An 18,241-nucleotide genomic window follows, 5' to 3' on the forward strand; every position below is an offset into this window, starting at 1 on the left:
ACTCAAACTCTGCTGAAATTCTGTGCATTTTGTAGCAGTCATAGTGCCAGCGGTACTCTTGACCCTGCCAGGGACCGCAGACACAATAGCACCGGAGACCCATTTGACGGAGCCCGTGGTGAGCGGCCAGCAACAGATACCAGAGCTGAGATTGGGACTGGCCATGTGGTCCCATAACCAGTGGCAGCGAAGCCTTTATGGAAAGGGGACGCCTCAAGCCGAGCGTCTGGCGCACTACGCCGAGGTTTTCAATACGGTGGAGGGCAACACCAGCTTTTATGCCACCCCATCGGCAAACAATGTCAGTAACTGGCGCGATGCCGTGGGTGAGGACTTTCGCTTTACCTTTAAACTGCCGCAGGAGATCACTCACAAGTTGCAACTGAGGCACTGTGACGATGAACTCAAGCAGTTCCTGCAGGTGATGTCGCCACTGTTTGCCAAGACAGGCCTTTGGAAGATTCAGTTGCCCGGCTATTTTGGCCCTGACGCCTTGGGGACGCTGAACACCTTTCTTGGCAAACTGCCATCCGAGTTGCCTCTCGGGGTCGAGGTGCGCCACCCGGCCTTCTTTGCCAAGGGAGAAACCGAGCGTCAACTCAACCGCTTGCTGCTGCAGCGCTCGGTCAACCGCATCATAATGGACACCCGGCCGGTATTTGCCGCGCCGCCAAACAGTGCCGCCGTCATCGACGCCCATGAAAAGAAACCCAGAGTGCCGGTACATGCCATAGCCACCGGCCGCTATCCCACAGTTCGCTTTATCGGCCACCCGGAGCTCGAGGTCAATCAAGGTTTCTTCAAGCCTTGGCTGGACAAGCTATGCCAATGGCTGGAGGAGGGGCGCCAACCCTATCTGTTCATCCACACCCCGGATAATGCCCAGGCACCTGAGCTGGCCATAAGTCTACAGCGTCTGCTCAGTGACCGTTGGCAAGCCAAACACGGCCAACCTCTAGCTGTGTTGCAACAGCCCCAAGATGCAAGAAATCACAGCAAACAACTGGGCCTGGAACTCTGACAAGCAAGTTTCTGATCCCATAAACATAAAAAATGCCGTTTAATTAAAGTGAACGGCATTTGGTACTATCAACTTTTATTTTCTGGCTCCGACCGGGATCATTATGTGGGCATAAGGGGTGCCCTTCCACATCACATAGGGACCACCTTGCGCCGGGTCTGTCGGCAAACTGTCAAGCATGGCGGGATCCGGCACCAGAATCATCAGGTGTGGTCCTTCGACAATCCATTGATTATCAGCGGTTTCCATTTCCGCATACGGGTCAATATTGCTGGCCCCTCCATCACCGGCCAACATGTAGGAAATACCTATTGCATTGGCCTGAAAAGGTTTTTTCTCCATCCAGGCATTAGCCCATTCCATCCAAGGGCCGTCCATACACATAGGAGCCGTTCCCTTGAGCTGCGGCGGAGTAGGAAAGCAGGTGTAGCTGCCATCTCCCTGTTGCAACACGTTTTTATCCCAATCGACAACAGTAACACTGGCGCGTATGGTGGGCGGCGCAGCGCTCAGGGCGTCATCCAACATCATCTGTTGCGCTTCCGTAAGTGCAGCATGGGCAACACCGGCGAAGGAAGAAAGAGTCAAGGTTAACATTAAAGCTGAAGTTTTCATCAAACCAGCCTCCAGGTTGAACTCGGATACAACAACACCGAGATCTTCAGTATAGTTTCTGCAGAAAAAATCGATTTTGCCCCGTAAATTCAATATATTGGACTAAGATAAAATCAAAAAACCAGGAGGAGACAAGATGTTTTCTCTGTCCCAGACCTTATCTATCTTCGCCGCTTTACCGGATCCGGTATTTATTCTGACCCGCAGTGGCCGCTATGCCGCAGTATTGGGAGGTGCCGACAGTCGCTACTATCACGACGGCACGGCCTTGATAGGACAATACATCTCCCAAGTCATCCAACCCCCCAAGTGCGAGTGGTTTCTGAGCCAAATAGCGCAAGCCTTGCTGAGCCGCCGCCTCAGGGTGGTGGAATACAGCCTGAGCGGCAACGATGTTATGGGGCTCACAGAGCAAGGCCCCACTGAATCCATCTGGTTTGAAGGTCGGATCCAAGCATTGGACTTTCAAGTCGATGGTGAAGATGCCGTAATTTGGGTCGCCAGCAACATTACCCGCCGCCATTATTTGGAGCTGGAGCTCAGGGAAAGGTGCGAGCGCGATCCGCTCACTCAACTCTACAATCGCCGTAAATTACTGCAACTGCTGACCGAAAATTTGGCTCGATTCCAACGTTATCAGACCCCGACCAGCATATTGATCTTCGATCTCGATAACCTCAAGAAGCTTAACGATAGCTCGGGTCATCTGATGGGGGATAAGGCGATAACCACCCTAGCGGATATCTGCCTGGCCAGCCTCAGAACTCAGGATATCGCCTCCCGTTACGGTGGCGATGAATTTGTCATTCTTATGCCCCACACTGCTGCCGAGCAGGCATTGCCCATAGCCGAGCGCCTACGAAGCGAGTGTGCCCGGCGCCTCAGAGCCTTGGGTATTGCCGCTGAATGCGCCAGTATCAGCGGTGGCCTCAGCGAGTTTCAGTGCAGTGATACCAATATAGATGCGCTAATATCCAGGGCCGATGCAGCCCTCTACCAAGCCAAAGCACAGGGCCGCAACCGGATTGTGCTGGCCAAGGGGCCAGAGTGCACTGAATCGCCCTAAAAAACACGGGCAAACAAAAAGCCGGCACTTGGCCGACTTCTTCATTACATAGACTCGTCTAATTCGAGCGACTGAACTTAGGCCTGTGGGCGCATGGCCGGGAACAGGATCACGTCACGAATGGTGTGAGTGTTGGTAAACAACATCACCAGACGGTCGATACCTATGCCCTGACCGGCTGTCGGTGGCAGGCCGTGCTCAAGCGCCGTAATATAGTCGGCATCATAGAACATGGCTTCGTCGTCACCGGCATCCTTGGCTTCAACCTGAGCCTTGAAGCGGTTGTCCTGATCTTCGGCGTCGTTGAGCTCGCTGAAGCCGTTGGCCACTTCACGACCACCGATAAAGAACTCGAAGCGGTCGGTGATGAAGTCGTTGTCATCGTTGCGACGGGCCAGTGGCGAGATGTCCGCTGGGTAGCCGGTGATGAAGGTAGGCTGCATCAGTTTAGGCTCGGCGGTTTCACCGAAGATCTCTTCCAGCAGTTGACCACAGGTCCAGAAAGATTCGATTTCCAGCCCTACGTCTTTAGCCAGCTTACGCATAAACTCAAGATCCTTGACCTCTTCATAGGTCATGGCCTGAATCGTTGCGTTGTCTGGGTTGTAGTGCTGAATCGCTTCCAGCATGCTCATGCGGGCATAAGGGCCGCCGAAATCTATGCTGTGCTCGCCGTAAGGCAGCTTGGTGTCACCCAGCAGATCCTGAGCGATGGAAGACAGCATCTCTTCGGTGAGATCCATCAGATCGCGGTAATCTGCGTAGGCCATATAGAATTCCATCATGGTGAATTCTGGGTTATGGCGTGGCGACAGACCTTCGTTACGGAAGTTACGGTTGATTTCGAACACTCGCTCAAAACCACCGACAACCAGACGCTTGAGGTACAGCTCAGGCGCAATACGCAGATACATGTCGATATCCAGCGCATTGTGGTGAGTGATAAATGGACGCGCGGAAGCACCACCCGGGATGACATGCATCATAGGGGTTTCCACTTCCATAAACTCTTTTTTCACCATGAAGTTACGTATGGCTGAAACCACTTTGGAGCGCATGACGAAGGCATCACGGGAATCCTGGTTGACGATCAAGTCAACATAACGCTGACGGTAACGGGTTTCCTGATCGGTCAAACCGTGGAACTTCTCAGGCAGCGGGCGCAGCGCCTTGGTCAGCAGCTGATACTCTTCCATATTAACGTACAGGTCGCCCTTACCGGACAGGTGCAGAGTGCCTTTAACGCCAACTATGTCGCCGATATCCAGGCCCTGATAGCGTTCTTTCAGATCAGCCTGTACTTCTTTGCCGGCATAGGCCTGAATGCGGCCGGATACGTCCTGCAGAACCAGGAAGGGGCCACGCTTGGCCATGATCCGACCGGCAATGGCGGTCTTGAAGCCCAGAGACTCGAGCTCTTCTTTGCTCTTATCGGCGAACTGCGCCTGCAGCTCGGCAGCCTTGTGGCTGCGACGGAAAGTGTTAGGGTGACCATTGGCCGGGCAGCCCTGGCGTACATGTTCCAGCTTGGCGCGACGTTCCGCGATCAGCTTGTTCTCATCCAATACTTGTTCAGTCATTTTCCGCTTCTTCTCTGTTACAGCCCGGACTTCAGGCTGGCTTCAATAAATCTGTCCAGATCACCGTCCAACACGGCCTGGGTATTACGGGTTTCCACCCCGGTGCGCAGATCCTTGATGCGGGAATCATCCAGCACGTAGGAGCGGATCTGACTGCCCCAGCCGATGTCCGACTTGGCATCTTCCGCCGCCTGCTTCTCGGCGTTTTGCTTTTGCATTTCCAACTCAAACAGCTTGGCTTTCAACTGTTTCATTGCTGTGTCTTTGTTCTTGTGCTGTGAACGGTCGTTCTGGCACTGCACCACGGTATTGGTCGGAAGGTGGGTAATACGCACCGCAGATTCGGTTCTGTTAACGTGCTGACCACCGGCACCCGAAGCGCGGTACACGTCGATACGCAGATCGGCCGGATTGATATCGATGTCGATGGAATCATCAATCTCAGGGTAAACAAACACAGAACAGAATGAGGTATGGCGGCGACCACCCGAGTCGAAGGGCGACTTACGCACCAGGCGATGCACGCCGGTTTCGGTTCTCAGCCAGCCATAGGCGTATTCACCACTGAACTTGATGGTGGCACTCTTGATACCGGCCACATCGCCGTCTGAGACTTCGATAAGTTCAGGGTTAAAGTCATGTTCTTCACCCCAGCGCAAATACATGCGCAGCACCATATTGGCCCAGTCCTGCGCTTCGGTGCCGCCGGAGCCGGACTGAATATCCAGATAGCAGTCGGAAGCGTCCTGTGGACCCGAGAACATACGGCGGAATTCCAGCTCTTCCAGGCGCTTTTCCAGATCGCCCAGTTCACTGTTGGCATCATTGAAGGTTTCTTCATCTTCCTCTTCAATGGCCAGCTCCAGCAGTCCTTCGACATCTTCGAGGCCCGCATCCATATCGTCTATGGTCTTAACCACAACTTCCAGCGCCGAGCGCTCTTTACCCAGGGCCTGAGCGCGCTCTGGCTCATTCCATACTTCGGAGCTTTCCAGCTCGCGGCTTACTTCTTCCAGACGCTCTTTCTTGGCGTCATAGTCAAAGATACCCCCTAAGGAGCATTGTGCGGTCGGCAAGCTCCTTGATTTTGTTTTTTACCGGATTGACTTCAAACATGCGATTTCAACTTTCTTTGGTGTTAAGGACGTAGCAAACGAGGGATTTTAACCCAAGCAGCCGCTGAAACCTATGCCACTGCAGGCAGAAGCTTGATTTTTTTTCGCCGGTACTGCATTCAGAGCCGGTTCCGGTAAAACATCTGACACACTCTAGCGAATTCCGCGGTGAAAAAACTGTGACAAAAAATCAAATATGCCAACTTAATCAACAAATGAATCAGGTGATCATGCCAAGCAGCAGCCTTCAATGACAAACGATACCTGCAGCCATCTATTTGAAATTTCCATTGTCAGGGAGTCAATGATTTTTCAGCAAAAACTAGGCCTTCGAGCCAATGATGCGTACCCTTTTCAAGAGCAAATCATCTCGAATCTGCTACCGGTATTCTTCATACCTCAACCAAATAGCAACATACTCCAGCGTGCTTTTCCCGACTGACGCATTGAAATCCCAAGCGACAACTTCACCTCAGTTTAGTGCGCAGATATCTGTCAGCAAGATCTCCTGCCGAGCCAGATCACACTGAGTAAAATCCATTTTTCAGACAAGTGCACAGACTCGCCAAGCTTTGTGAATTCCCCGGCAAAAGCCTGTTCCAGCTCAATGAAGCAACTCACTCGATCGATATACTGCATGGTTATCAGCTTAATTAGTCCCTACTTCACCGCCATCGAGGTGAGCAAATAACAAGGCTGCCCATGTTTGAGATCTATATCGACGGCCAGGCCGTCAGCGCCTTTGAGGGCGAGACCCTGTTGCAGGCGGCCCGGCGGGCCGGCATCGACATTCCTTGTCTGTGTCACCATACAGACGCACACGCGGCTACCACAGAAGGCGCCGATCAACACCTGTGCCAACTGACCCGAGTTGACCAGGTAATGGTCGACGGTGACAGACCGCTGCTGGCCTGCTCGACTCCGGCAATCGCCGGAATGCAGCTCAAGAATCATACCCAGACAGTGCACAGTCATCGGCAGCAAGTGCTGAAACAGATCCTGAAAGATCACTTCGCCGATTGCGAAGCCCCCTGCCAGCAAGCCTGCCCGGCAGGCGTTGATGTGCAGTCTTACCTATATCATATAGGTCAGGGCAACCACACAGAAGCGGTGCGGATCCTCAAGCAGACGCTGCCTCTGCCGCTGTCTATCGGCCGGGTCTGCCCGGCATTTTGTGAAAGCGCCTGTCGCCGCGCCCTAATCGATGAGCCACTGGCAATACGTCAGCTAAAACGCCACGCCGCCGATCTGGATTTGGCCGATGCCGAACCCTATCAGCCGCCCAAGGCCGACCCCAGCGGCAAGAAGGTCGCCATAATCGGCGCCGGTCCCGCCGGGCTCAGCGCCGGGTTTTTCCTCGCCAATCAGGGCCATGAAGTAGACATCTTTGAGGCCGCCCCCAAGGCCGGTGGCTGGCTAAGATACGGCATTCCAGAGTATCGCCTGCCCAAGGCAATACTCGATAAAGAGATAGCTCTGCTGGAGCGCAGCGGCATTCGCATTCACACCAACACAGTCATAGGCGAGCATATCCTGCTGCCGAAACTGGCCGAGGAGTATCATGCCCTCTGTCTGGCGATGGGCGCGCAAAAGGCTGTGCCACTCGACTATCCTGGCAGTGACCTGCCCGGCTGCTATCTCGGGGTCGACTACCTTAAAGATCTGGCAATGGACCACCAGCTGGTCACAGGTAAAAAGGTAGCCGTTGTCGGCGGCGGCAATACCGCCATAGATTGTGCCCGCAGCGCCAGACGCCTCGGCGCCGAAGTGACCCTGATCTACCGGCGTACCAAAGAGGAGATGCCGGCCGAAGCCTTTGAAATTCATGAAGCTGAGCAGGAAGGGATCCACTTCCTACTACTGACCAATCCTGTGGCCAACCATGCCGGCAGTGACGGCCGTCTTGCACGAGTCACGCTTGAAAAAATGTCTTTAGGCGAACCGGATGCCTCCGGCCGCCGCCGACCTCAGCCCAGCGGCGAAACCTTCGACTGCGAGTTTGATACCCTGATCGCCGCCGTGTCCCAATCACCGGATCTGGCCTTTCTGCAACAGGCCGAAAACCGTCTGCTGCAAGGCGCTCCGGCGCTCAGCCGCTGGAATACGATCAACGGCTGCGACATCACACTGAGTACAGGGCTGGAAAAACTGTTTGTTATCGGTGATGTACGCCGCGGACCCGCCACTGCGGTGGAAGCGGTCGCCGATGGTCGCCGCGCCGCCGAGGCCATAGATGCCCTGTTCAATCAGGGGCTCAGTTGCCCACTGACGCCGGTGGCGTTCAATGCCAGCAAGGCTATAGGGCTCAAGTCCCAACAGGATTTACCCAAAGGTCTTTTCCCCTCACAGGTGAAAAGTGCCAGAGTCAAGATGCCGGAACTGCCGGTAGCCGAGCGCCTGAGTAACTTTGCCGAAGTGGAGCTGGGACTGAAGCCGCAAATGGCCGAAGCCGAGGCCAAACGCTGCCTCGAATGCGGCTGTCAGGCCAATATGGACTGTCGCCTGCGAGACTACGCCAGTGAATACAAGGTCAGCAGCCAGGGCTTGCTAGAGCAAGATAGCAGTGGCGACTCGGCGCTGCAGGCCAGACACTTTGCCCAGGACTTGAGTGCGCCTTTTATCCGTTTCGACGCCAATCGCTGCATCAGCTGCGGCGCCTGTGTTGACATCTGCCACAGTCGCAGCGGCCACAAGGCGATCAGCTTTGAGGCCGACCAATTCTCGGCGCTACCGGGAGGCAATAGCGAACGCCGGGCCCCCAGAGCCGGTTTCAGCGTCTCCATGGCCGACAGCGATTGTGTTCAGTGCGGCAACTGCCTGCAGGTATGCCCGACCGGTGCTCTGGTCGATGCCCGCCACAAGACCCAAGGACAAGCACCCGATACCAAGGTGACCAGCACCATCTGCACCTATTGCGGCGTGGGTTGTCGCATCCGCTTCAAGGTAGACACTAGCCAGAATCGTATCCTGGCGGCCGAAGGTGATGTGCGCTCACCTGTGAACCAGGGCATGCTCTGCGTCAAGGGCCGCTTCGGCTTCGACTTTATCAACAGTGAAGAGCGCCTGACCCAGCCACTGATACGCCGTAACGGCAAGTTGGAACCCTGTAGCTGGCAAACGGCCATCAGCTATATTGCCGCCCACTGGCAAGATCAATTGGAACAGTTTGGCCCGAGTTCATTCGGTGCACTGGCATCCGCCAAAGCCACCAATGAAGAAAACTTCCTGCTGCAAAAGCTGTTCAGAGCCGTTATCGGCAGCAACAACATAGATCACTGCGCCCGCCTGTGCCACGCCTCCACTGTCACCGGGCTCTACGATGCCCTCGGCAGCGGCGCCATGACCAATGATATTCCCGGCATAGAGGATTCAGATCTCATCTTTATCCTGGGCTCGGATACCGACTGCGCTCACCCCATCATAGCCTCGAGGATCAAGTCGGTTGTCAATCGCGGCAAGGCCAGACTCCTGGTCGCCGATCCCAAGCGAGTCAGCATAGCCGACAGTGCCGAGCTGTTTGTGCGTCATCGCCCCGGCACAGATGTGATGCTGCTCAACGCCATCATGCAACAGATACTGCTCAACGACTGGCATGACAAGGCCTATATCCGCAGCCGCACCACAGGCTTTGAGGCCTTGCGCGAAGAGTTGTTGCGCCCGGATTACAGCCTGGAGCAAGCCGCCAGGGTGACAGGTGTCAGCAGCAGCGAAATAGCGGCCATGGCAAAAATGCTGGGCACAGCCCAAAAGACCGCTCTCTACTACGCCATGGGGATCACTCAGCACACCACAGGCCATGACAATGTCACCGCCATTGCCAACTTGCAGCTATTGCTGGGCAACCTCGGACTCGACGGCGCCGGGATCAACCCTTTGCGCGGCCAGAGCAATGTCCAGGGTGCCTGTGATATGGGTGCCCTGCCCAACTATTTCAGCGGCTATCAACGTCTGGATAACGATGCTGCGCGGCTGAAACTGGCGCGTGCCTGGGGCACAGATAAGCTGAGTCCTGAGACAGGTATTCCAGCCTCTCATATGATGCAGGCGATTTTGGATGGCAGGCTGCAGAGCCTGTTTGTCATGGGTGAAAACCCGGTTCTGAGCGACCCTGACCAGGCCCATGTTCTCAAGGCGCTGAAAAATCTGCCATTTTTGGTGGTGCAGGATATCTTTCTCACCGAAACTGCCGAAATGGCCGATGTGGTATTGCCGGCAGCGGCCTTTGCCGAAAAGCGCGGCCACTTCACCAATACCGAGCGCCGGGTTCAACGACTGGAAGTCGCCTTGCAATCGCCAGGTAGTGCCCGTCCGGACTGGCAGATACTACAGCTGCTGGCCAATGCCATGGGCGCCGACTGGCACTATGGCGATGAACAGGCAATTTGGCAGGAAGTCACCGCCCTGACCCCCAGCTACGCCGGGATCAGTTGGCGCAGAACCACGGATAACCCGGCCGGGCTGCAGTGGCCCTGCCCAGATGAGCAACATCCGGGTACCCGGGTATTGCACCGCAACAGCTTTACTCACGGCAAAGGGCGACTGCAGCCGGTCAATTATCGTTTACCGGCTGAGCTGCCGGACGGTGATTACCCCTTGATGCTGTCGACCGGACGCCTGCTGGAGCAGTTCCACACCGGCACCATGACCCGTAAAACCGCCGGACTGGACGAACTCGGCTCCCCCAGAGTGATGATCTCGGTTGAGGATGCCGAGCGTTTGGGCGTCGGCAAGGGCGACTGGCTCAAACTGGAAAGCCGCCGTGGTGAGATATTCATTCAGGCCTTTGTCAGCCGCCGGGCTCAGCCTGGGGTGCTGTTCCTGCCATTCCATTTCGTGGAAGCCGCGGCCAACAAGCTAACCATCAATGCGCTGGATCCCGTGGCTCACATTCCCGAGTTCAAGGTATGTGCCGTCAAGGCTGAGCGCGCCGAGGCGCCTCCGGCAGCTTGAAACTGAGCAGTAAAAACGGCGCCTATATAGAGCGCCGTTTTTGTTTTCTTCTTTTCCCAATTATTGAGATTAGAGGGCTATAGGTATTAAACCCTGAATTGATTCACCAGTTGTCCCAGATTATCGCCACTGTGGGACACTGTCTGGCTGACTCTGGCCGCTTCTTCGCTGGAATGCAACAGCTCGGCGACTATCTCCTGAATCGCATAAACATTACGGTTAATCTCCTCAGTCACCGAACTCTGCTCTGTGGCAGCTGTGGCAATTTGGGTACTCATGTCATTGATGGAAGTAACTGAGCTGGTCACCGCCCCCAGACTTTCGGAAATCAGTCTGGAAGACTCGACACTGCGATGGCAGCTTTGCTGGCTCTCTTCCATGGCACTCACCGCCTGGCTTACCAGACGATGTAACTCACTGAGCATCTCGTTGATCTCCAATGTGCTGGCCTGAGTGCGGCTCGCAAGACTGCGTACCTCATCGGCGACCACGGCAAAGCCGCGCCCTTGCTCACCGGCACGAGCTGCTTCAATGGCAGCATTGAGTGCCAATAGATTGGTCTGCTCGGCTATGCCACCTATGACAGACAGCACGCTGTTAATTTTCTGCGACTGTTCGTTGAGCGACTGAATATGATCGGCGGCGCTGTTAATCTCTGCCATCAGGGTAGAGATTTCGGTCAGCGAAGTATCAACACACTCCTGGGCCTTAGCCACTTCATCGCTCGCCACATGGGTCGCCTCCGCCACCTGGGTGGTGTTCATCGCCACTTCCTGGGCAGTGGAAGACATCTCGGTAATAGCGGTCACCACCTGATCTGTTTCATTGTTATGGTTGGCCAACTGCGCCGCTATCGCCTGAGTCTGGGCATGAATAGAACCAGAGGCATCCTGCACCTCGTGGGTAGCGGTAGTCACGTCACGAATGATACGTTGCAACTTGTCGACAAAGCGGTTGAATGCCTGCCCTAACTGGGCAATCTCATCATCACCGCGCACCTGCAAACGCTTGGTTAAATCCCCTTCTCCCTGAGCGATATCGTTGAGGTTATCCAGCATGTGGCGAATAGGAGTCACTGTTCGCTGCGCAGCAAACAGAATAAGCATAGCGGTGATCAGGGTGATGATTATGACTATCATCAGCGTCAACCATAACTTTTCTTCCATATCTGCCAATGCCGTTTGCCGATACTCGGCTACAGAAGCCTCAATATCATCGACATAAGCGCCGGTACCTATGATCCAGTCGGTGCCTGGAACCATGGCGGCATAACCTATTTTTTCCACCAGTTCGTTGGTGCCGGGTTTTTGATAGTAATAAGTAAGGATACCGTCACTATTGCGGGCTGCATTCAGCAAGCCCACTATGATCTTGGTTCCCTTGGGATCTGTCATCCCTATCTGATCTGTCCCTTCCAGATTAGGCAGTAAGGCATGAAACAGGTTTTTACCTTTACCATCATAGACAAAGAAATAACCTGCGCTGCCAAAGCGAACATCCCGTAAGGCCGCCTTATAGTCTCCACCCTGACTGCGCTGAAAGCTGACAATCTCTTTGGCGACTTCGGTCACATGCATCAACTCCTGACGACGCTCGTTAAGCAGCTTTTCTCTGAAGTTGGTAATTTCGCTTTCAAGCGCATCCGATTCTACTGTCCAGGACGCCAGCATCAAAACAATGGAAACCGTCAACAATGGTAACAGAGCAAGTAAGAGTAACTTATTTCGTAAACTTAAACTGGACACTTAGGTTTTCCCCCAGGAAATGAAATCTCTACAAATTATAGTAACTTTGTTTACCTTAAGTTCGGATAAATAAATGCCCGAGATCAAAGTTAAACCATTTGCTTACATAAAGAGAGTCAAAACAGCACCCATAGCCGCAAAGCCGAATACCAAAAATACCAAAGATAACCGCCACAGTTTAAGCAGCATAAAGCCGGTCAACACCATGGCGATATCAACCGGACGGGTCACGGCACTGGTAAATACCGGCTGATAGAGAGCGCTCACCAGCAAACCTACGACTGTGGCATTAATCCCCATCACCATAGCCGCCATTTTCGGGCGTTCGGCAATTCCCTGCCAGCCGCGGATCACCGCCAGCAACAACAGGAAACCGGGCAGAAAAATGCCCAGCGTTGCCACCAAGGCGCCAATAAGGGCATTTTGCGGCCACAGTTCAGCCCCAAGATAAGCAGCCAAACTGAACATGGGACCGGGAAGAGCTTGCGCCAGGGCATAGCCTGTAAGGAACCTGTCATGATCTATGCTGTTTGCCAACTGACTCTCAAGCAAAGGCAGTACCACATGGCCGCCGCCGAATACCATAGCGCCGGTCTGATAAAACTGCTTAAAGAGTTCAGCCAAAGGGTGAGCAAGTAAGGGACCTGTAAGCAGCAATAAAAACAGAAATATCAATAAAGCACTCCAGTTTAGCTGCATGCTTCCCGGCTTGGCCGGCATTGGTGCATCACGATTGAGCCAGAACAATCCACTAATGGCACCGACAAACAGCAACAGCAACTGAGTCAAATTCCCCGGCCATAAAAGCAGGATCACTGTGCTCAACAAGGCCAATACCTGAGTGGTGCGGTTGCGACAAAATTGCTTGAACATCCCCCAGGCAGCATCGGCGACCACCACCACAGCCAATAACTTGAGCCCGGCAATAACCCCCTGAAATAAATCGCTGGAGAGATATTGATAGCTGCTGACAGCCAACAGAAACATCAATAGAAACGAGGGTAAAGTAAAGCCGATAAAGGCCAGTACCGCCCCGGGAAGGGCTCCGCGGCGGTAACCTATGGCAAAGCCGACCTGGCTGGACCCAGGGCCGGGCAGAAACTGACTCAAAGCCACCAAGGACGCATAATCTTTATCATCAAGCCAGCCCAACTCTTCGACAAAAGTCTTGCGAAAGTAACCTATATGCGCCGCTGGGCCACCAAAACTCACCAGTCCCAAAGAAAAGAAACGAACAAAAATCTGCCACATCTGTGTTAGCTCTATACTTGTTTGATCTGGCTCCATTGTATGACATAAGTGTGACACTTATCTTATATTCATAGGCTTAGTCTTTAGGCGTACGGCAAGACAAACAAATGAACAGGCAACTGAGAGTCAGCCATAGCCTCTCAACTAGCTGTATTTATGACAAAATAGCGGTAAATCCCCCCCTGAATCTCGACCTTCCCACACGCAGGCAAGTATATCCGTTCGGAATCAACCACAGTCTCTTGGCTGTCTTAACGCCATCGCCAGGCGCGGCCCAGCAACATAAGCAAAACATTTAATATTTATTCAATGACGGCTAACACCGAGTATGGCCATAAGCCCAAAGCTACTTGGCTAAAAATAAACCACAACAAAAACAACGACCAATAATAGTAATACCCACAGTAAACCAACCAGCATTGAGCTGACTACCAACACTTTTGACACCTGTCAATTTTAATTGCATAGATATTCACAAAAACATCAAATACAATCACCACAAAAGAACCAAAAACATAATACTTTTGTAGCATTTTGTAACTTGGTTAAATTTTTACAGACTTTTAACAATTGTTTATTTAGATTCAATGAAAGTTCGCAGGAAGTAGAAGTAAGCTATGAAGCTTTGGTGGTACGCGATATTGATGCTTGGCCTTCAGTTGCCCCTGACTGCAGCAGCTGAAGAAAATGCGGCGGAAACTGTCCCTGTGGATGAGTTCAGACTCGCCCTCGCCCTGGGATATGGTCGGCTGGACAATCCCAGAGTGCATGCCAAGCCGATAGAAACCTTCCTGCTGCCATCCTGGAGCTACTACTCAAAACGCTTCTATCTGGAAAACTTCACACTGGGCTACAGCCTTCATGAGTCGGACAACTTGCTATTCGACCTGCAAACCAAGCTCAATGAAGATGGATTCTTTTTCGAGTTTGATGGGCTTAACAAGTTGTTTTTAAGCGACATCATAGGCTTCTCTCCCCACAAGGGACAGGTCGTACGCCCCAACGGTAACAGCGAACCTATCCTTGACGAAATCCAGCGTCACATCTCCTATCTGGGCGGAGTTTCCGTCACTTGGGTCACGCCCTACACGGATATCAATCTGGGCTTGTTTCAGGACATTTCCGGGGTACATGACGGCAATGAGCTGCAGCTCAGATTGAAAAAGAGCCTGCTCTACTCCTGGGGTGCTTTAGGATTTGAGCTAGGCGCGATTCGCAAGAGTGAATCCCTGGTGCGTTACTACTATCAGCTTACGCCGGAAGAAAGCGGACCGCTGAGACTGAGTTACACCCCCTCGGCCAGTAGCAATTATCACGCCCGCCTGCTGGTTAATCTGCCACTGTGGCAGGATATCAACCTGGTGATGGTAACCGAATACACCTGGCTTGACTCGGGGATCACCAACAGTCCCATGATAGACAAGGATGGCTATCTCTCAGGTTTCATCGGTTTGAGTTATCGGTTTTGAGGGCTCTATGAATCGATGGCTACTGTGGTTACTCATGCTGATAAGTCCCTGGGCAAGCGCCTTGGGAGAAGAGCTTTGGCTGGCGCCGGATACCTGCGCCATGACCAATCAGGAATCGGAATGCAAGCTGCAACTGCAACTCGAGTTTCACAGCCAACAGCCTCGCTCTCTGTGCCTTTGGCTGGCCAACAGCGCAGCGCCTTTGACCTGTTTTCATCAACGCCGTGACTTCAGTTACAAGCTGCAATTAAGCCTGGTCAGGGATACGCTTATCGAGCTCAGGGATCAGCAAAACCGCACAGTTGCCAGCCGCTTGCTCAGAGTGGCTATCTACGAGCCCGTCAGTCGCAGACGGCGGGGCCTGAGTTGGGATCTGCTATGAAAGAAAAAATACTCCTGATTGAGGATGATCTGCCGCTGGCGGAACTTATTTGCACTTATCTGGCCAATGAAGGCTTCGAGCTGGTTCATCTGGACAATGCCGAAGCCGCGCTTGCCCGTCAGGACAGTGACAGTTTCAGCCTGATCCTCTGCGATGTGATGCTTCCCGGTGAAGATGGCTTTGGTATCTACCCCCGTTTGGCGGCCTGTTATCCCTGCCCGCTTATCTTCCTCACCGCCCGCGACAGTGAAGGCGATCAGATCCTGGGGTTGGAGCTGGGCGCCTGTGATTACCTGCTCAAGCCCGTGGTTCCCCCCTTGCTGCTGGCACGAATACGTACTCAACTTCGTAACAGGCAACAGCTGCCCGGACGCAAAACCTTGTGTCTGCACGATCTGCAGCTTGATCCCAATCAGCAGCAGGTGCTTCTGGCGGGCTCGGCATTGGCCTTTACCACCAAGGAGTTTGAACTCCTGTGGGTGTTTGTGCTCAACGCCGGGCGGGTATTGTCACGGGAGTATCTGTTCGAGCAGTTTATCGGCCGCGCCTATGATGGCCTGGACAGAGCCATAGATCTCAAGGTCAGCAGGCTGCGCAAACGCCTCGATGAGCTGGAGATAAGCGGCCTGCAGATCACCACAGTGCACGGCAAGGGCTATCTGTTCAACTACCAGCCCAATCAAGCCATGATCAGGATTCAGGCATGAAGTTTCAGTTTTACCGACTGTTTGGGTTTCTGCTGCTGTCCTGCTCCCTGCTGCTATGGAGCTTTGGCCAGTTAACAGAACAATACCGCAGCGAAGAGGCCAGCTATTTGATCTCGGTGGACGACTTATTGCAGACCCGGGGCCAGGGCGCGCATCTCTCAACTCTTGCCGCCGGCAGTCTGGCACTGCCCACTAGCCTGAGACAGCTACTCAATGAGGGGCAGACTTTAGCGCTGCGTCACTCCAGCGGCGAGCTCTATTACTACAAGCAAGTCTCAGGCACTGAGCTACTCAGATTTGGCCCGGTAACAGAGAAGCAAGACAGGGAGGATGTCACCAGTTTGATCTTGCTCGGTTTCTATTCCAGCCTGGCCCTGGTCGCCATCTTGCTTATCTGGCCTGTGTTTCGCGATCTCCATACCCTGCAACAGAGCGCCATTCGCTTTGGCCGTCAGCCTTCGCTGCAACCGCTGACCATACGTAAAAGCTCGGCTATCTTTCCGCTGGCTCAGGCGCTTTATAGCATGAGCCACCAGATAGTGAGTTTTGTCCAAATGCATAAAGAGTTATCCCATACCATCTCCCACGAAGTACGCACTCCGCTCGCGCGGATGCGCTTTGCCCTTGAGCTGAGCAAGCAGCAGATGGAGCCTCAATACGCAGCGCGCCTGGCCCAGGACATAGATGAGATAGAACAGTTGGCAGCCAACTATCTCTCTTTTGCCCGCCTGGAACATAAACAGGGAGAACTATGCCATTCGCCTCAATCCATCGCTGACTTTATTCAGGCGCTTGAGCAGAAATACAGCCTCTATAGCCGTGACTTCCAGATAGGATTTCACTCTGTGCCGGGCCAGGCACAATTCGATAAGACGGCAATGAATGTGGCCTGCCAGAACCTGATCCAAAATGCCATGCGTTTCGCCGAAAAAGAGATACAGGTGAGTTTCGAGCAAAGCGAAAGCCATAACTGCCTCAGAGTCGAGGATGATGGCCCGGGCTTTGAAGATAAAGGCAAAAAACTACTGGCGGCCTTTGCCAGAGATGCCAAACAGAGTGATGGCAGCGGCTTTGGCCTGGGACTTTATATAGTGCGCAAGATTGCCATCTGGCACGGCGGCAGGCTGGAGCTGAGCCACTCGCAAACTCTGGGCGGCGCCGCCATCAGTCTGTGTTGGCCAAGAGAATAAGCGCCACTGTCTTAGCCTCGACTCAGCAGTACCAATACCTCGTAGTGATCCGTGTGCGGAAACATATCGAACAGCTGCACCTTGCGCACACGATAACCACTGATGGCCGCCAGATCTTTGGCCAAAGATTCAGGGTTACAGCTGGAATAGAGCAGATGCGGCGGCGCAAAAGTCGAAATGGCCTGGCAAAGCTCGGCGCCTATGCCGCGTCTCGGCGGATTGACTATCATAAGATCCGGCACTTGTCCCGAGGACTGCGCCGCGGCAAAACTGCCCGAATCCAGCGCCTTGAAGTTCACCCGCTCAAGCCCCAGCTTTTCGGCGGATAACTTGGCGCAGGCGATGGCTTCAGCCTCGATTTCAATCCCTGTAAGCTCTGTGTCTTTATTGGCACAGTGCAGCCCAAAACCGCCGACACCACAGAAGAGATCCCAAATCGACTCAGGCTTCAGCTCACTGACCCAGTCTTTGGCGCTCTGATAAAGGGCTGCCGCCACTTGTGGGTTGGTTTGAAAGAAGCTCTTGGGGCGGATATAGAGAGGCACGCCATTGAAGGACTCCTCCAGACGCTGCGCCTCGGTAAGAAAAATCTCCTGCTCACCTTCGAGCCTGGCCATATGAACCGGCTGCAGATTCACAGATACCAGCTTGATGGCAGGAAACTCGGCCAGCAGCTTTGGCAGTTCACGCTCAATCCGTTCGATGGATTGCCTGGAGCGCAACACAAACCTGAGCATAAAGTCGCCGCTTGTCTCGGCGCGGGTCAACAACACAAACTTGAGTTCGCCCTTGGCCTTATCTACCCGATAGGGTGGGATCCCGGCCTGACGCACAAACAGCTCAAGCCGATGCAGCAAGGCCTGCATATCGGCAGGATAAAGAGGACAATCGCACAGGCTCACGGCCTCACCACTCGGGGAAACTATCCCCAGAATGGGTTGATGGGCGGCCCCGAGAGCCACCATCTTGGCCTTGTTGCGAAAACCCAGGGACGGCCCGCTGACAGGGGCCAAGAGTTCAAAGGGCGTAAAGGGGCTGAGCAACTGCGCCAACTGCTCACTCTTGGCGGCCAGTTGTTGCACCATTGGCGTTTCTATGTGAGTACAGGAGCGGCACTTGCCCTGCGCAAAAAAGTCACATCTCACTCTGA

General features: G+C 53.8%; 13 protein-coding genes. 7 read left to right on the forward strand and 6 right to left on the reverse strand.

Annotation, left to right across the window (positions count from 1 at the left end; genetic code table 11):
- Window positions 1–163: 163 nt before the first annotated feature.
- On the forward strand, window positions 164–1,021 hold the full coding sequence (locus CX650_RS08265; protein ID WP_101095595.1) for a DUF72 domain-containing protein: 858 nt from the start codon (window positions 164–166) through the stop codon (window positions 1,019–1,021).
- 75 nt (window positions 1,022–1,096) lie between these two features.
- Here the strand turns inward: CX650_RS08265 and CX650_RS08270 are convergent, their stop codons facing one another.
- A complete protein-coding gene (locus tag CX650_RS08270) occupies window positions 1,097–1,636 on the reverse strand; it encodes a hypothetical protein (protein WP_071476550.1) in 540 nt (179 codons plus the stop codon).
- A 136-nt stretch (window positions 1,637–1,772) separates the two neighbouring features.
- Here CX650_RS08270 and CX650_RS08275 point away from each other — a divergent pair, with 136 nt between their 5' ends.
- Entirely contained in the window at window positions 1,773–2,702 is a 930-nt protein-coding gene (locus tag CX650_RS08275) for a GGDEF domain-containing protein (RefSeq protein ID WP_101095542.1), read from the forward strand.
- 77 nt (window positions 2,703–2,779) lie between these two features.
- Here CX650_RS08275 and lysS read toward each other — a convergent pair whose 3' ends face one another.
- Together lysS and prfB are read right to left on the reverse strand one after the other, a co-directional pair.
- Window positions 2,780–4,282, reverse strand: coding sequence for a lysine--tRNA ligase (gene lysS, locus CX650_RS08280; protein WP_028779438.1), 1,503 nt, complete (start codon window positions 4,280–4,282; stop codon window positions 2,780–2,782).
- Between the two features lie 17 nt (window positions 4,283–4,299).
- A protein-coding gene (gene prfB / locus CX650_RS08285; RefSeq protein WP_162206727.1) for a peptide chain release factor 2 occupies window positions 4,300–5,398 on the reverse strand; the annotation gives its coding sequence in 2 pieces (ribosomal slippage) (window positions 4,300–5,322 and window positions 5,324–5,398; 1,098 coding nt in all).
- 701 nt (window positions 5,399–6,099) lie between these two features.
- Between prfB and fdhF the strand changes: the two genes are divergently transcribed.
- Window positions 6,100–10,347, forward strand: coding sequence for a formate dehydrogenase subunit alpha (fdhF, locus tag CX650_RS08295; protein ID WP_101095544.1), 4,248 nt, complete (start codon window positions 6,100–6,102; stop codon window positions 10,345–10,347).
- An 86-nt stretch (window positions 10,348–10,433) separates the two neighbouring features.
- Here fdhF and CX650_RS08300 read toward each other — a convergent pair whose 3' ends face one another.
- Window positions 10,434–12,092, reverse strand: a complete 1,659-nt coding sequence (locus tag CX650_RS08300; RefSeq protein WP_101095545.1) for a methyl-accepting chemotaxis protein — start codon at window positions 12,090–12,092, stop codon at window positions 10,434–10,436.
- A 102-nt stretch (window positions 12,093–12,194) separates the two neighbouring features.
- Window positions 12,195–13,343, reverse strand: coding sequence for a chromate efflux transporter (chrA, locus tag CX650_RS08305; protein ID WP_071476547.1), 1,149 nt, complete (start codon window positions 13,341–13,343; stop codon window positions 12,195–12,197).
- Between the two features lie 617 nt (window positions 13,344–13,960).
- On the opposite strand from chrA, the gene CX650_RS08310 reads away from it, so the two are divergent.
- The 4 genes from CX650_RS08310 to CX650_RS08325 are packed head-to-tail and all read left to right on the forward strand — an operon-like array spanning window position 13,961 to window position 17,091.
- A complete protein-coding gene (locus tag CX650_RS08310; protein WP_101095546.1) occupies window positions 13,961–14,812 on the forward strand; it encodes a MipA/OmpV family protein in 852 nt (283 codons plus the stop codon).
- A 7-nt stretch (window positions 14,813–14,819) separates the two neighbouring features.
- Window positions 14,820–15,194, forward strand: a complete 375-nt coding sequence (locus CX650_RS08315) for a DUF3019 domain-containing protein (protein ID WP_037436155.1) — start codon at window positions 14,820–14,822, stop codon at window positions 15,192–15,194.
- Window positions 15,191–15,901: a winged helix-turn-helix domain-containing protein gene (locus CX650_RS08320; RefSeq protein ID WP_101095547.1), complete on the forward strand. Its 711-nt coding sequence runs from the start codon at window positions 15,191–15,193 to the stop codon at window positions 15,899–15,901. Before CX650_RS08315 ends, CX650_RS08320 begins: the two co-directional genes overlap by 4 nt.
- Window positions 15,898–17,091, forward strand: a complete 1,194-nt coding sequence (locus CX650_RS08325) for an ATP-binding protein (RefSeq protein ID WP_101095548.1) — start codon at window positions 15,898–15,900, stop codon at window positions 17,089–17,091. Before CX650_RS08320 ends, CX650_RS08325 begins: the two co-directional genes overlap by 4 nt.
- A gap of 11 nt (window positions 17,092–17,102) precedes the next feature.
- Here the strand turns inward: CX650_RS08325 and rlmC are convergent, their stop codons facing one another.
- Window positions 17,103–18,236 (reverse strand): 23S rRNA (uracil(747)-C(5))-methyltransferase RlmC, encoded by a 1,134-nt coding sequence (gene rlmC, locus CX650_RS08330; protein ID WP_101095549.1) that lies wholly within the window; start codon window positions 18,234–18,236, stop codon window positions 17,103–17,105.
- Between the last annotated feature and the right edge of the window lie 5 nt (window positions 18,237–18,241).

Origin of the sequence: Shewanella indica, assembly GCF_002836975.1 — a bacterium.
Taxonomy (GTDB): Bacteria; Pseudomonadota; Gammaproteobacteria; order Enterobacterales; family Shewanellaceae; genus Shewanella; species Shewanella indica.

Coding starts and splice junctions, on each gene's coding strand:
- CX650_RS08265 (WP_101095595.1), top strand. CDS start 164: ATGTGGTCCCATAACCAGTGGCAGCGAAGCCTTTATGGAAAGGGGACG.
- CX650_RS08270 (WP_071476550.1), bottom strand. CDS start 1,636: ATGAAAACTTCAGCTTTAATGTTAACCTTGACTCTTTCTTCCTTCGCC.
- CX650_RS08275 (WP_101095542.1), top strand. CDS start 1,773: ATGTTTTCTCTGTCCCAGACCTTATCTATCTTCGCCGCTTTACCGGAT.
- lysS (WP_028779438.1), bottom strand. CDS start 4,282: ATGACTGAACAAGTATTGGATGAGAACAAGCTGATCGCGGAACGTCGC.
- fdhF (WP_101095544.1), top strand. CDS start 6,100: ATGTTTGAGATCTATATCGACGGCCAGGCCGTCAGCGCCTTTGAGGGC.
- chrA (WP_071476547.1), bottom strand. CDS start 13,343: ATGTGGCAGATTTTTGTTCGTTTCTTTTCTTTGGGACTGGTGAGTTTT.
- CX650_RS08310 (WP_101095546.1), top strand. CDS start 13,961: ATGAAGCTTTGGTGGTACGCGATATTGATGCTTGGCCTTCAGTTGCCC.
- CX650_RS08315 (WP_037436155.1), top strand. CDS start 14,820: ATGAATCGATGGCTACTGTGGTTACTCATGCTGATAAGTCCCTGGGCA.
- CX650_RS08320 (WP_101095547.1), top strand. CDS start 15,191: ATGAAAGAAAAAATACTCCTGATTGAGGATGATCTGCCGCTGGCGGAA.
- CX650_RS08325 (WP_101095548.1), top strand. CDS start 15,898: ATGAAGTTTCAGTTTTACCGACTGTTTGGGTTTCTGCTGCTGTCCTGC.